This is a genomic window from Pseudoduganella sp. R-34 (assembly GCF_049904655.1).
GTDB lineage: Bacteria > Pseudomonadota > Gammaproteobacteria > Burkholderiales > Burkholderiaceae_D > Rugamonas.
Genome location: NZ_CP184572.1, coordinates 6611880 through 6624532, shown reverse-complemented (window position 1 = coordinate 6624532; position 12653 = coordinate 6611880). Strand labels below are relative to the sequence as shown.

General features: G+C 64.3%; 14 protein-coding genes. 9 read left to right on the top strand and 5 right to left on the bottom strand.

Going from position 1 to position 12653, the window contains the following annotated elements; all coding sequences use genetic code 11:
- The first annotated feature begins 4 nt into the window (after positions 1–4).
- From ACN9MW_RS30430 to ACN9MW_RS30400, 7 genes are read left to right on the top strand one after another with little or no spacing between them, the layout of a single operon-like run.
- Complete coding sequence (locus ACN9MW_RS30430; protein ID WP_426166002.1) at positions 5–2317, top strand: secretin N-terminal domain-containing protein; 2313 nt, start codon at positions 5–7, stop codon at positions 2315–2317.
- 8 nt (positions 2318–2325) lie between these two features.
- Complete coding sequence (locus tag ACN9MW_RS30425; RefSeq protein ID WP_426165999.1) at positions 2326–2787, top strand: type II secretion system protein; 462 nt, start codon at positions 2326–2328, stop codon at positions 2785–2787.
- Positions 2781–3173: a type II secretion system protein gene (locus ACN9MW_RS30420; RefSeq protein ID WP_426165997.1), complete on the top strand. Its 393-nt coding sequence runs from the start codon at positions 2781–2783 to the stop codon at positions 3171–3173. Before ACN9MW_RS30425 ends, ACN9MW_RS30420 begins: the two co-directional genes overlap by 7 nt.
- Positions 3160–3678, top strand: a complete 519-nt coding sequence (locus ACN9MW_RS30415) for a type II secretion system protein (protein ID WP_426165995.1) — start codon at positions 3160–3162, stop codon at positions 3676–3678. Before ACN9MW_RS30420 ends, ACN9MW_RS30415 begins: the two co-directional genes overlap by 14 nt.
- On the top strand, positions 3675–4586 hold the full coding sequence (locus tag ACN9MW_RS30410; RefSeq protein ID WP_426165992.1) for a rhodanese-like domain-containing protein: 912 nt from the start codon (positions 3675–3677) through the stop codon (positions 4584–4586). Before ACN9MW_RS30415 ends, ACN9MW_RS30410 begins: the two co-directional genes overlap by 4 nt.
- A gap of 6 nt (positions 4587–4592) precedes the next feature.
- A complete protein-coding gene (locus ACN9MW_RS30405) occupies positions 4593–5447 on the top strand; it encodes a transglutaminase-like domain-containing protein (protein WP_426165990.1) in 855 nt (284 codons plus the stop codon).
- 20 nt (positions 5448–5467) lie between these two features.
- On the top strand, positions 5468–6037 hold the full coding sequence (locus ACN9MW_RS30400) for a glutaredoxin family protein (RefSeq protein ID WP_426165987.1): 570 nt from the start codon (positions 5468–5470) through the stop codon (positions 6035–6037).
- Here the strand turns inward: ACN9MW_RS30400 and ACN9MW_RS30395 are convergent.
- The 4 genes from ACN9MW_RS30395 to ACN9MW_RS30380 all read right to left on the bottom strand — a co-directional run bounded on the left by ACN9MW_RS30395 (position 6034) and on the right by ACN9MW_RS30380 (position 10876).
- Positions 6034–6741, bottom strand: a complete 708-nt coding sequence (locus ACN9MW_RS30395) for a M23 family metallopeptidase (protein WP_426165984.1) — start codon at positions 6739–6741, stop codon at positions 6034–6036. The two genes, ACN9MW_RS30400 and ACN9MW_RS30395, sit on opposite strands and share 4 nt — an antisense overlap.
- 68 nt (positions 6742–6809) lie before the next feature.
- The gene (locus tag ACN9MW_RS30390) at positions 6810–8870 is read right to left on the bottom strand and encodes a TonB-dependent receptor plug domain-containing protein (protein ID WP_426165981.1); all 2061 of its coding nucleotides are present in this window, start codon (positions 8868–8870) and stop codon (positions 6810–6812) included.
- A 71-nt stretch (positions 8871–8941) separates the two neighbouring features.
- Complete coding sequence (locus ACN9MW_RS30385) at positions 8942–10498, bottom strand: M23/M56 family metallopeptidase (RefSeq protein WP_426165979.1); 1557 nt, start codon at positions 10496–10498, stop codon at positions 8942–8944.
- A gap of 3 nt (positions 10499–10501) precedes the next feature.
- Positions 10502–10876 carry a BlaI/MecI/CopY family transcriptional regulator gene (locus tag ACN9MW_RS30380; protein WP_426165976.1) on the bottom strand — a complete coding sequence of 125 codons (375 nt, stop codon included), beginning with the start codon at positions 10874–10876 and terminating at the stop codon, positions 10502–10504.
- Between the two features lie 97 nt (positions 10877–10973).
- Here ACN9MW_RS30380 and ACN9MW_RS30375 point away from each other — a divergent pair, with 97 nt between their 5' ends.
- Positions 10974–11459 (top strand): hypothetical protein, encoded by a 486-nt coding sequence (locus ACN9MW_RS30375; protein WP_426165974.1) that lies wholly within the window; start codon positions 10974–10976, stop codon positions 11457–11459.
- Positions 11460–11469: 10 nt separating this feature from the next.
- On the top strand, positions 11470–12054 hold the full coding sequence (locus ACN9MW_RS30370) for a hypothetical protein (RefSeq protein ID WP_426165971.1): 585 nt from the start codon (positions 11470–11472) through the stop codon (positions 12052–12054).
- On the opposite strand, the gene ACN9MW_RS30365 is transcribed toward ACN9MW_RS30370, so the two are convergent.
- A complete protein-coding gene (locus ACN9MW_RS30365) occupies positions 12027–12605 on the bottom strand; it encodes a hypothetical protein (protein WP_426165969.1) in 579 nt (192 codons plus the stop codon). The two genes, ACN9MW_RS30370 and ACN9MW_RS30365, sit on opposite strands and share 28 nt — an antisense overlap.
- Positions 12606–12653: the final 48 nt, after the last annotated feature.

The following is a 12653-nucleotide window of genomic DNA, read 5'->3' as shown; positions in this document are numbered from 1 at the left end:
GAAAATGCCATACCCCCACCTGGCGCGCCTGTGCGTTGCCTTCCTCGCCGCCGTGCTGTTGGCCGGGTGCGGCGCCATGCAGGCCTACCGCGATGGCAATGCCTTGCTGGCTGAAGGCAAGCATGCCCAGGGCTTGGCCCGGCTGGAGGAAGCGGTCAAACTGTCGCCGAAAAATGCGGAATACAGGATTGGACTGGCGAGCCAGCGTTCGGCGGCAACCCATGGCTTGCTGGCGGCGGGCGAAACCGCTCGCCGCGAAGGGCGCCTGAGCGAAGCGGAAAAGGCATACCGTGAATTGCAGACTTTCGATCCCGAGAACGCCATGGCGCGCCAGGGCATGGAAAGCGTGGTCATGGCGCGTCGGCACAAGCTGGTGCTGGCTGAAGTGGATGCCCTGGTGCGCAAGGGCGGCAGCACCGACATGACGGCCGCGCTGGACAAGCTGCGCCCGGTCCTGGCTGAAAATCCGCTGCAGCGCGAAGCTTTGCAGCTCAAGACCCGCATCGACGAAACACGCGCCAAGGAGCGCCAGGGCGAGGGCAAGCTGGGTCCGGCCTTCCGCAAGCCGATCTCGCTCGAATTCCGCGAGGCGCCGCTCAAGTCCGTGCTGGAAGTGGTGGCCAAGGTGTCGGGCCTGAACTTCTTCTATGACAAGGATATCCGGCCCGACCTCAAGGTAACAGTGTTTGCCAAGCAGACCACTACCGAGGACGCGCTGCGCGTGTTGCTGGTCACCAACCAGCTGGAACAGAAAGTACTGAACCAGAATACGGTGCTGATCTATCCGAGCACGCAGCAAAAGCAGAAGGACTACCAGACCCTGGCCGTGCGCAGCTTCTTCCTGACCAATGCCGACGCCAAGACCATGGCGAACTCGATCAAGACCATTCTCAAGACGCGCGACCTGGTGGTGGACGAGCGCCTGGGCGTGATCGTCATGCGCGATACGCCGGAAGCGATCCAGATGGCGGAGAAGCTGGTGGCGCTGCATGACCTTGCCGACCCGGAAGTCGTTCTGGATGTGGAGATCATGGAAGTGAAGCGATCGCGCCTGATGGAACTCGGCATCCAGTGGCCGGGCCAGCTAAGCCTGGCGCCGCTCCAGTCCGCCACCAATCCGTTGACCTTGTCGAAGTTGCGTAGCTTGAACAGCGACTCCATCGGCGCCACCATTGGCGGCGTCACTGTCAACGCCCGCGCGGAGGATCAGAACGGCAACATCCTCGCCAATCCGCGCATCCGTGTGCGCAATAAGGAAAAGGCCAAGATCCAGATCGGCGACCGCGTGCCGGTGATTACCACCACCTCTCTGGCGACGGGCTTCGTCACGGAGTCGGTCAGCTACGTCGACGTCGGATTGAAACTTGAAGCGGAACCGTTGATCTACCTGGATGACGAAGTTGGCATCAAGGTCAACCTGGAAGTATCCAACCTGGTGCGCGAGATCATCAGCAAGACCGGCACGCTGACTTACCAGATCGGCACGCGCGGCGCCAACACGGTGCTGCGCCTGAAGGACGGCGAAACCCAGGTACTGGCTGGCCTGATCAGCGACGAAGACCGTTCCAGCGGCAACAAGGTGCCGTTGCTGGGCCAGTTGCCGATCGCAGGCCGCCTGTTCGGCACCCAGAAGGATGACACCCAGCGTAGTGAAATCCTGTTGTCGATCACGCCGCACGTGGTGCGGGCGATCCGCCGTCCGGACATGCTGTCGGCCGAATTCGATTCCGGCACGGAGGCGAACGTCGGAGCGCCGTCGCTGTCCCTGTCCGAGGTGGAGCCGGCACCTGCGGCGGACGGCAAGGCACCGGCGGCCGAAGGATCTGCCGGCGCAGTACCGGCTGCCTCGCCTGCCGCGGCGACGCCTGGCGCGCAGCCGGCGGCTAGCGGCCCGGTAGGGCTGAACTTCAACTGGCAAGGGCCGCCGCAGGTCAAGGTGGGCGAGCAGTTCACCGTGGTGCTGCGCACTTCCAGCCAGCACGCATTGCGCGGCATGCCGCTGCTGCTCGGCTTCGATCCGAAAGTATTGCAGGTGGCTGGGGTACAGGAAGGCGACTTCTTCCGCCAGGACAAGGGCCAGACCAGTTTCAACCAGCGCCTCGACGCTGCGCAAGGCAAGATCTTCGCGGCCACGGTGCGCCAGTCGCAAGGCGGCAAGGACGCCGGCGTGAACGGCATGGGAACCTTGGTTGCGGTGACCTTCAAGGCGCTGCGCGCTGGCGACAGCCGCGTCCAGCTCTTGTCGGCCAGCCCGGAACCGGCGCCCGCAAGCCTGGCGCCGCTGCCGGTCGAGCACGTGCTGCGCATCGTACAATGAGGCATGCCATGCGCAGGCAGGGCGGCTTTAGCTTCGTCGAATTGCTCATGACCCTGGCGATCATGGCGGTGCTGGTGCTGGTGGCGGTGCCGATGGCCCAGGTCGCGGCACAGCGCAACCGTGAGCGCGAGTTGCGCGCGGCTCTGACGCAAATCCGCGACGCGCTGGACGCCTACAAGCGCGCTGCCGACCAGGGCAGGATCCTCGTGCGCCTGGGCGAATCGGGCTATCCCAAGACGTTGGAACAATTGGTGGAAGGCGTGGATGACCAGCGCAGCCTGGGACGACGCAAGCTCTATTTCCTGCGCCGGCTGCCTGGCGATCCAATGCAGGACGGCCTGGCAAACGGCTGGGGACTGCGCAGCTATGCATCGCCACCCGACGACCCGCGTGCGGGCGAAGACGTATTCGATGTCTATTCGCGCTCCGAAAAGGTCGGCATGAATGGAGTGCCATACAAGCAATGGTGAATACTTCGCATACTGCCCGCCAGGGCGCCTTTACCCTGGTCGAGTTGCTGACAGTACTGGCCATCATTGCCGTGCTGTTGACTGTAGCTTTGCCGCGCTATCTCGGCTCCGTTGACCGCTCGCGCGAGGTGGCGCTCAAGGAAAACCTGAAAGTCTTGCGTGCCTCGCTGGACAAGCACCACGCGGACTACGGCCGCTATCCCGATTCGCTGGAGCAGCTGGTTGAGCGCCGCTACCTGCGCGCAGTGCCGGTCGACCCTGTGACCGATTCGGCGCTGACCTGGGTCACGCTGCCGGCGCGTGATCCCGGCGAACAGGGCATTGGCGACGTGCGCAGCGGCGCCGGGGGAGCGGCCAAGGATGGAACGCCGTATGAGAGTTTCTAAGGCGCGGCGCCAAAGCGGGTTCAGCTACCTGTGGGTGCTGTTGCTGGTGGCGCTGATGGGCATTGGCTTGACAGTCGCGGCCGAGATCGACGCTACCGCCGCGCAGCGCGACAGGGAACAGCAGTTGCTGGCCATCGGCCGCCAGTTCCGCACGGCGATCGAGCGTTACCACGAGGCGAGCAACGTGAAGGAGTACCCCGCGTCGCTTGAGGACTTGCTGACCGATCCGCGTGTGCCGGGAGTGCGCCGCCATTTGCGCAAGGTCTTCGTCGACCCGATGACGGGCCGCGCCGAATGGGGGCTGCTCAAGGTGGCGGGGCGTATTGTCGGCGTGCACTCGCTGTCGGAACGGCGGCCGATCAAGCAAGCCAACTTCGAGGCGGATGACTTTGGCTTTGCGGGCCGTAGCAAATATTCCGAGTGGGTGTTCACCTATCCGGCTGACTTCAACGAGGCGGCGGTGCCAGGGCAGGCAGCAAAACCGCAGGTTCAGGAGAAAAAATGAAGATTGCACGTAACACGGGAAGCCTTCTGGCCGCAGTGCTGTTCCACTTTTCCTTCGACGCGCAGGCGCAAGTGCGCCCCGGCAGCGAGATGCCGGACGCGTTGAAGGGCATTCCACCAGCCGTCTGCCGCGGGAACCAGGAAGCACCGACAGGGGCTGCAGGGCAAGCCGGGGCGGCCCAGGCAAAGCAGCCGGACTTCACTTGTGCGCTTGCACCAGCCGCGGCAGCGAACTACCTGCGGCAGCCTGGCCTGGTGCTGGCCGACTTGCGGGCGTCCTCGGAATTTGAACGTTTCCATGCGCAGGATGCGATCGGGGTCACGGCTTCCCAGTTGCGCACCCAGAACCACTGGCGCGACAAGCCGGTCCTTCTGATTGGCTCAGGCAAGGCGGAGGGCGATGACTTCCGAACCTGCGCGGTTTTGCGTGCCAATGGCTACAGCCAGGTGCGGGTCCTGCGGGGCGGCATGCCGGCCTGGATGGATGCCGGCCTTCCCGTTAACGGTTCAGCCCCATCGGCTGCCTCGCTGGCACGGCTAAGTGCCGAGGAGTTCTGGGCCGAAGGACAGGACCTGGATAATGTCGTGCTGCTGGCAGTGCCGCCGGAACGCTTCAAGCGCGAGTTGTCTTTTGCGGTGCCGATTGCCAAGGCAACGCCGGAGGCAATCCGTGCCGTGCTTGAACGGCGCAAGAAGGAAACCAAAGGCGGCCCGCTGAATGCCGTTGTCCTGGCGATGCCTCCTGCGACAACAGATGGCGAAATCCAGGCCTTGCGGCAGGCGTTGGCGCCGGTACCGCTATTGGCCTATACGGGCGGGCAAGACGAATTTGCGCTGCAGTTGCGGCAGCAGCAAGCTGTCTGGCAGGCGCACGCCCGTGGGCCGCGCAAGCCGCCATGCCGCGGTTGACGCGCCATGCACAGGCGCCAACTTGTATTCTCGGCAGCAGCGCTGGTGCTGCTGGCGCTGCCCGCTGGGCCGGCCATTGCAGCCAGTGCGACGCGCCGCCTGCGCTTTAGCCTTGCGCTGAGCAACCCTGGCGGCGAGGCGCTTGGGACGCAGCAGTTCCTGTGCTACCTGCCGGCGAACCTGGAGCGGGGCCAGAAGCTGCGCAGCGTCGACCTGGCGGCACCGCATAAGCTGCAGACCGACCGGCTGGGGCATAATTGGCTGGAGCTTAACCTGGACTCGTTCCCGCCCTATGGCCGCAAGCAACTGGGACTGACCGTGACTGTCGACATTGCGAATGAATCGATGCCCTCGCCGCCAGTCCAGCCAGGCGAATGGCTGCGAACCGAGCGGTATATTGAAACCAGCCACCCATCCATCCAAGCACTTGCGCAGCAGCTGAATGCAGCCGCGCCATTGGCGACTGCCCGCGCGATTTTCGAGTGGGTGCGCGACAATTTGAATTATGCTGGCTATTTGTCGGACGATTACGGGGCATTGTACGCGCTAGAACACCGGCGCGGCGATTGCACCGAATATGCGCAATTAGTGGCCGCATTGGCCCGGGCGAGCGGGATTCCATCGCGCGTACTGGGCGGATATGTGGCGCCGCGGGATATGGCGCCGGTGCCCGGCGACTATCATAACTGGGCCGAACTTTATATCGACGGCGCCTGGCGGGTAGTCGACGCGCAAAAGCAGGCCTGGCTGGAGCCGGCTGGCGATTACGTCGGTTTCAGGATCTGCAGCGACACGCCCGTCAATGCACTGGGGCTGGCGCACCGGTTTGCGGTACGCGGCAGCCTGAGGGCCGAACTCTAGTTACTTTATACGGAGCCTGTATGTCCAAGACCATTATTTGCCCGAAGTGCAGCCAGGTGCGGCCACCGGACGCCACCAATCCCGAGTGGCAATGTCCTTCATGCGGCGTTGTCTATGCCAAGGCCAATGAACCTTCTGCCTCCGCGGCAGCGCGTTATACTCCTGCGCCTGTGCAACTGAAGCAAGCTTGGAATTGGGGGCCACTGTTCAAGATCATTCTATTCGTCGCGGCTGGATGGGGCGTTACCAAGTACCTTTCGCAAATGCGCGGCCCGGATGCTGAGGGCAACACGGCCATGGAGACTGTTGACGAACGCTTGCAGGCCGCAGCTGCGGGAGCAAAACGGGCCGACATCATGCTGTATTCCGCGCCTTGGTGCGGCTACTGCAAGGCTGCAAAAGAGACCTTCGCCGCCAACGACATCCCTTTTACCGAGTGCGACGTTGAAGGCGACCTTCATTGCAAGGACCGGTTCGATCGCTTGCACGGAACCGGCTTCCCCCTGTTCGTCGTGCGCGGCAAGCGCCTGCATGAGGGCTTGGACTATAACGAATTGATTGCCGCCCTGAACGAGGCAAAATCCCGTTAAGCCTGCTTGCGGGACTTGCCGGTTTTCTGGGCCACCTGGGTTTTCTTCTTTGAAGACCTGTCGCCGGCGTCGCGCGCGGCTTTGCCCTTCCTGCCCTTGCCGGCCTTGTGCGGCGCCGGCGGGACTTCTTCGACACCGGTGCGCTTGGCGTTCATCGCGGACGGCAGGGCGTTGTCTTCCAGGTTGGCCAGCATGAAGCGATTCGGGTCGATGCGGGTGCCGTCCTGGTACGCTTCCAGGTGCAGGTGCGGACCGGTGGCGTGGCCAGTGGCGCCGGACAGGCCGATCAATTCTCCGGCAGCCACGGTGTCGCCCACGCTCACATTGCGCTTGTTCAGGTGGGCGTACAGCGAGCGCAGTCCGCCTTCATGTTCGATCACCACCACGTTGCCGTATTTGCGGTCGCCCAGGTAGCCCATGCCGGATGCCACCACGGTGCCGTCGTTGGTTGCCATCACCGGCGTATTGTGCGGCACGGAGAAGTCGATGCCGCCATGCGCGCGGCGTCCGCGCGCTGCGCCGAAGAAGCTGCTGACGCGGCCCCCTTCCAGCGGCAGGCGCCATTGCTGCAGCAGCGACTCTTTCGGCTCTTTCTCCACCTGCGGCAGCGGAATGTCCAATGGCTCAGGCATTGCGGCGGCGGGTTGCACGATGTTGGCGGCGGCCAGCATGGCCATCAGGAGGATGTTGGTGATCTTTGGCATAGCGGGCGAGTTTCGCATAACAGCGTGCTTTCTGGCAAATTCGTAAGTAACAGACAATATTTCTTTCGTTAGTTGAGGTTCTGCTTGTAGTTCAGCCGCAAGGTCGTGCCGCCGCGCGTGCTGATCGTGGTCTGGCGCCAGGCAAGGCCTTCGTAACGGTCGCTGCTGGCGCGGTCGGGATGCAGCGCGTCGGACAGGGCCAGGCGGAGTTCCTGGCGCGGCGACAGTTTCCAGCTGGCGCGCAGGTCCAGCTTGCGCTGCCAGGGGGCGCTGGACACGAAGCTGGCCGAATCGCGGCTTGGGCCGCCGGCTTCGCAGGAGAACTCGGCATCGAGCGTGAGCGCGGCGTGACGGTAGCTGAGGGCGGCGCTGCCGCTCAGCGGGGTTTGTGCCGCGAGCCGATTGTCGGGACCGGGCACGCTGTCGAGGCGCGAGCGGTTGAAGCTGGCATTGGCGCGCATGGTGAGCGAAGCCGTCAGCGGGCTGCGCAACTCCAGCGTGAGGCCGTGCACGCGCGCGCCGCCATGGTTGGCCGGCATGCTGACCCAGCGGTCGCCGTCGCGGTACAGCGTGGGCAGGATCACGTTGTCGATATCGCGCGCGTAGATGCTGGCGCTGAGCAGGCTGTCCTTGGCGAAGTAGTAGTCGATGCCGGCATCGAGGCCCCAGGCCAGTTCGGGGCGCAAGGAGGGATTGCCCTGGGTGTCGGGATTGGTCGGGCTGTTGTTATTGTCCGAGGTGAAGCGGCGCGGGATCAGGTCGAGCATATTGGGCGCCTTGTAGCTGCGGCTGGCGCCGGCGCGCAACTGGCTGTCGCCGGGCAGCTTGCGCATCCATTCCAGCACGGGGCTGACCACCGTGCTGCGCTGGCGCACCGGCGCCGTGTTGCGGCCGCGGGCTTCGGTGTGCATGGTTTCCCAGCGCAGGCCGGCAGACCAGGAATCGGCATCGCGCTTCCATTCATCCTGCGCGAAAGCCGCCAGGCGCCCGATGCGGCCATCGTAGCGGTCGTCGCGCAGGAAGTTGAGCGCGCCGGCATGGTTGTATTCATGCTCGATGCGTGTCTGCATGCGATCGAGAGCGGAGCCGTCCCAGCCTGCCACCAGCGCATGCCCGTTGCCGAGTGGGTGGGAATACTTGCCGCCGTAGTTAAAGCCGTGTTCACGGATGTCGCCGTCAACATGGCGCACGGTCGGGCCAGGGCCGGCCAGCGGCAAGCCGACGAAATCGAAATCGGTATCGCGCGGCGCGGTGTTGCCGCCTATCTTGAGCTCCCATTGCGCACCGCTGGCCAGGCTGCGTTGCCATGTCAGCTCGCTGCGCAGGAAATGGCCGCGCATGCGGAAGCGGCTGTGCACCTGCGCAAAGTCGCCCGATGCGCCGAGCTGCACCGCCTCTTGCGAGTGGTAGCCGATGTCGCGGCGGTTCACGGTGGCGATGGTTTGCAGGGCGAAGCTGTCGCCACCGGCGCTGGTCCAGCCCAGGCGCGGACTGAGGTTGAGCGAGTCGCCGACGTTGTTCTCGTGTGAACGGATGGTGCGCAGCATGCCGGGTGCGCTGTCGGTGATGCTGCGCTCGGCAGGCGTGCTGCTGCGCGACAGTACGGCGCTGACGTTATGCGACCAGCCATCCGCCTTGCCGGTGGATTGCACGGCGAGGCGCGGCGACCATGCGCCGTGCAGGCTGTCCATCCCGAGCTGTATTTCCCGGTTGCCGCGGCTGACGGATTTGCGCAGCACGATGTTGATGGTGCCGGCGATGCCTTGCGTGCCTAGCACGGCGGACGCGGTGCGCAGCACTTCGACCCGCTCGATCACTTCCGGCGGCAGGCTGTCAAGCGAGAAACCATTGGGCGCGGGCTGGCCGTTCAGCAGGATTTGCGTATAGCCCTTGCCAAGGCCGCGCATGCGAATGCCGGCGCTGTCGCCGATGGTAATGCCGGGCAGGCGGCGCAAGGCGTCGGCCACGGTGCGGTCGCCATGCGCGGCCAGCTCCTCGCGGCTCAGGACGACGGTGCTGGCCGTGTCTTCCTTGCGCTGGTCGAGCTTTGCGCTTTTGATCTCGATGACCTGTTGTGCGGATGCGGCCTGGCTTGCCAGCGCGGCGGCAAGCATGAAAATCTTATACATCGCGTTTCCTTGGGACGAGCGCCGCCACTGCCGGGCAGCGCGCGGCATGTGCTCAGTGGCGGCGGGGTGGATTAGCTGGCGCGGCTTGCCTTCAGGCGTCGCAGCGCGGTCGTGGTGGCGTTGCCTTCGAGCTTGCCTAGCACGGCTTGCGGGTCGATGTTATCGCCATCGAGGCTGACTTCCATGTGCAGGTGAGGACCGGTGGCTTTGCCGCTGGCGCCGGAAGTGCCGATTTGCTGGCCGGCGGCGACGCGTTCGCCCAGCCTGACCATGCGCTTGTCCATGTGGGCGTACAAGGACCGCAGGCCGTTCGCGTGTTCGATGACGATCAGTTCGCCCCACTTGTCCTCGCCCGCGTAGTGATTGGTCGAGGCGATGACCACGCCCTCGGCGGGCGCCACGATTCGGGTGCCGGTCGGGACTGCGAAATCCATGCCTCTGTGCAGCCGGCCCGTGGGAGCGTGCAGGATGCCGAAGAACGCGCTGACACGCATGCTTTCCATGGGGGCTTGCCAATGCGGCAGGCTGGCAGGCTGCGCAGCTGCGGCAGGCGCTGGCTGGGCAGCCGGGACGGCATCGTCGAGGCGCCACGCCAGCGCCGGCTGCAGCAATACGCTGGCGGCCAACACTGCAGGCAGGACGGCGTAGCTCAGGGCGGAGTTGACGGTGCGCGGCATGGCGGGCACGCCGTCGCGGATCATGCGGATGCGGGCGGCGACGGCATCGACCGTGCGGCTACCGAAGGCCAGGGCAGTACCGTGGTCGGGCAAGGATTGCGCGCGCATTTGCGTCACCAGGGCTGCGGCGTAGTGACGGCGCTGTGCGGGAGGAAGACCCTGCAGCACATTGCGGTCGCAACCCAGTTCCTGCGCCCAGGCCAGCCGCTTGCCAAGCCGGGCCACAATCGGGTTGAACCACTGGATCGCTTGCAGCAGGAAGCTGGCGTGCATCCAAAGCGGGTCGCGGCGGGCGAGGTGGGTGAGTTCGTGTTCTATCACCAGGCGTTGTTGTGCCGGATCGAAGTCGCGCAGGTGGCGCGGCAGCAGCAGGACTGGGCGCGCCAGGCCCGCCAGCATGGGGCCGATCGGGGCGTCGATTTCGCGCACTTCCGGCAGGTCGCGGTGCAGGGATTCAAAGCCTGCATGGGCAGCAAGGGCTGAACGGTCAAGACGCGTCGATGCGGCCAACAGCGCGTCCAGGTGACGCTTGGCGCGCAGCCATTTTGCTGCTGTTGCTGCGAGTCCGGCGGTGTACAGGGCCAGCCAGGAATAGCCGAGCCAGAGCAGGGCGGGGGACGGCGCGATCAATGCGGCATCGCCGTCGTCGAAGCCGGCATCGTTGCCGGCTGCGCCCTGGTCGGTGGCCAGCACGCCGGCAGGGCCGGGACCGGGATTGGCGGCGGCGCGCACTCCGGGCAGCTCGATGGCGGGGACGATGCTCGGCCGGGCGGCCGAGGGAAGCAGGCCGAGCGCCAGGGTGCCGGCGATGGCGGCGACGGCCAGCAGCCACGGCGTGCGCCTCGCCTCAAGTCCGGGCCAGGCGCGCGCGGCGGCATGCAGCAACAGCCAGGCGCCGGCGCCAGCTAGCAGGCTAACGATGCTCGCCTGCAGGAATACCAGGGCGAACATCGTTTACTCCTTGTCTTCCGGCCATTCGCTGAGCAGTTGCTCCAGCTCTTTCAACTCATGCTGGTTGACCAGCTTGGAGCCGGTAAACATGTTCACCGGCAGCGGCGCGTTCATTTCCATCACGCGATGGCTGAAATCGTGGGCAAATTCAGCCAGCGTTTCAACCTTTTCGGCCACTGGCGCGTATACGTTCATGCCATGGGCGGAATGCTGGCTGATCATGCCTTTCTCCAGCATGCGTTCCAGGGTCTTGCGGGTGGAAGAGAAGGACCAGGCCAGTTCTTCCTCCACGCGGTCATGGATTTCACGGGCGCTGAGCGGATGCTGTTTCCAAAGTGCCTTGAGCAGCGTTAATTCGGTAATGGATGGAATGGCCATGGGAGCTCCTTGTGACGTATGACGGCATTCTGCGACATGTGTCGCGCGAAGGCAAGGAGTTTATGCGACACGTGTCACATAATGTATCATTGCGTATATGAAAAAGATTGCAACAATTATCACAGTGCTTGCCGCCACTACTGCTTGCAGTGGCAAACGGCTGACCGAGGCCGAAGTGCTCACGGTGATGGGAAACGTGGAAACTTCGGTCCAGCGCCACGATTCCGACCGCCTGATGGCTAATTTCGCGCCCAACGCGATGATCATGGTCTCCATGCCGGGCCGGGGCGGCGGCCTTTCGCGCATGAGCGTGGACGAGTACAAGGCCATGCTGGAAGGCTTGTGGAAAGTTCAGCTGCAGTCGACTTATGAGGTCAGCAAGCGCGAAGTATCGTTGGCCGCCAATGGCCACAGCGCCACCGCGCGCGACGTCGCGAAAGAAGTCGTGCTGCTGCCGGGAGAGCGCATGGAGTCGCTCAGCAAGCAGAAGGCCGAGATCGCGCTGGTCGACGGCGTGCCCCGCATCATCTCCCTGACCGCGGAAGTTGAATCCCTGGTCGCCACGCCGACCGGCAGGAACTGAATGGAAGCCCATGGATAAGCAAGTCATTTGTCCGAAGTGCGATCATGTGCGTCCCCAGGACGCGACCAATCCGGAGTGGCAGTGCCCTGCTTGCGGGGTTTGCTATTCCAAGGCAGTCAGTCCGGCGCAAGCGATGCCGGATCCGGGCCTGCGCGAGCGCATGCGGGCAGCGCCGGAACCCGTCCCGGTCAAGCACAGCTGGAACATTGGCCTGGTGGCCAAAGTGGCCGTCCTGGTTGCGCTGGGATGGGGCTTGAACACAGCGGTCAAGCATCGCCAGCAAGCTGCCGAGACGGAAGAAGTACAAGTCCTCGAGGACGAACAGCAAGCAGGCTCCGGCGAAGCGGCCGCGAATGCAGTGCTGCAGGTATCCGGCGCCGACGTCAGCATGTTGAAGGACATAGGCAGCAAACTGGAAAGGTCCTGCGCGCGGAATAAGTACGGCCTGTCCGAAGCCGAATGCATCGACCGGATCCGCAAGCGCGGCGACCTTTGCGCGAACCAGACGGCAGCGCGATTCCCAGGGCAGATCGGCAATACCGATCGCATGCAGGCTGTCGTGCAGGTCTACGTCGGCTGCATTTTCGAACGCTGACCCGGCCAGTTGCGGCGCCCGGCAAGCAGCGGCAACAGCAGCAGGCCCGCCGCCAGCATGACGTAGGGTTGTGGTTCCGGTACCGGCGAAACCGCCAGCAAGGTTTGCGGCGTCGTCATCCAACCGCTCTCCTCATAGTGCTGCTGCGCACGGGTGATGAAGGCCACGCCGCTGCCGGTGTCGTATCGCACTTCCGACCAGTACCAGTCCGAGCCACCGTAGTCCGTGTACGAAATATGGTTGGCGCGGAATGACAGGTCGCCGTTGAAAGCATAGGAGAATGCGCTGACGCCGCACGGCGAAGGTGCCGTGGTAGTGCAGCCAAGCAGTTCGCGGCCGTCTACCTTGAAGGTCGTCAGCTCGGATGCCTCCAGGATTGCATTGCCGTTTGCATCGACGCCCTCGAATGAACCGTGGACCAAAGTGTCGATGAAGCGGTTTTGCATATAGTCGTAAAATCCGCCCCAGGTAAAGTCCCAGCGGTCCGGCTCGGCCTGCACTAATGTCGTTGATGCGGCCAGCAGGATGCCGCAGATCGATTTCATCAGCATATTCACTCCTCGCTTGAAGCGCGTGGAGAATTTATCAGCAGGCCCAGG

Coding starts and splice junctions, on each gene's coding strand:
- ACN9MW_RS30430 (WP_426166002.1), top strand. CDS start 5: ATGCCATACCCCCACCTGGCGCGCCTGTGCGTTGCCTTCCTCGCCGCC.
- ACN9MW_RS30425 (WP_426165999.1), top strand. CDS start 2,326: ATGCGCAGGCAGGGCGGCTTTAGCTTCGTCGAATTGCTCATGACCCTG.
- ACN9MW_RS30420 (WP_426165997.1), top strand. CDS start 2,781: ATGGTGAATACTTCGCATACTGCCCGCCAGGGCGCCTTTACCCTGGTC.
- ACN9MW_RS30415 (WP_426165995.1), top strand. CDS start 3,160: ATGAGAGTTTCTAAGGCGCGGCGCCAAAGCGGGTTCAGCTACCTGTGG.
- ACN9MW_RS30410 (WP_426165992.1), top strand. CDS start 3,675: ATGAAGATTGCACGTAACACGGGAAGCCTTCTGGCCGCAGTGCTGTTC.
- ACN9MW_RS30405 (WP_426165990.1), top strand. CDS start 4,593: ATGCACAGGCGCCAACTTGTATTCTCGGCAGCAGCGCTGGTGCTGCTG.
- ACN9MW_RS30400 (WP_426165987.1), top strand. CDS start 5,468: ATGTCCAAGACCATTATTTGCCCGAAGTGCAGCCAGGTGCGGCCACCG.
- ACN9MW_RS30395 (WP_426165984.1), bottom strand. CDS start 6,741: ATGCCAAAGATCACCAACATCCTCCTGATGGCCATGCTGGCCGCCGCC.
- ACN9MW_RS30390 (WP_426165981.1), bottom strand. CDS start 8,870: ATGTATAAGATTTTCATGCTTGCCGCCGCGCTGGCAAGCCAGGCCGCA.
- ACN9MW_RS30385 (WP_426165979.1), bottom strand. CDS start 10,498: ATGTTCGCCCTGGTATTCCTGCAGGCGAGCATCGTTAGCCTGCTAGCT.
- ACN9MW_RS30380 (WP_426165976.1), bottom strand. CDS start 10,876: ATGGCCATTCCATCCATTACCGAATTAACGCTGCTCAAGGCACTTTGG.
- ACN9MW_RS30375 (WP_426165974.1), top strand. CDS start 10,974: ATGAAAAAGATTGCAACAATTATCACAGTGCTTGCCGCCACTACTGCT.
- ACN9MW_RS30370 (WP_426165971.1), top strand. CDS start 11,470: ATGGATAAGCAAGTCATTTGTCCGAAGTGCGATCATGTGCGTCCCCAG.
- ACN9MW_RS30365 (WP_426165969.1), bottom strand. CDS start 12,605: ATGCTGATGAAATCGATCTGCGGCATCCTGCTGGCCGCATCAACGACA.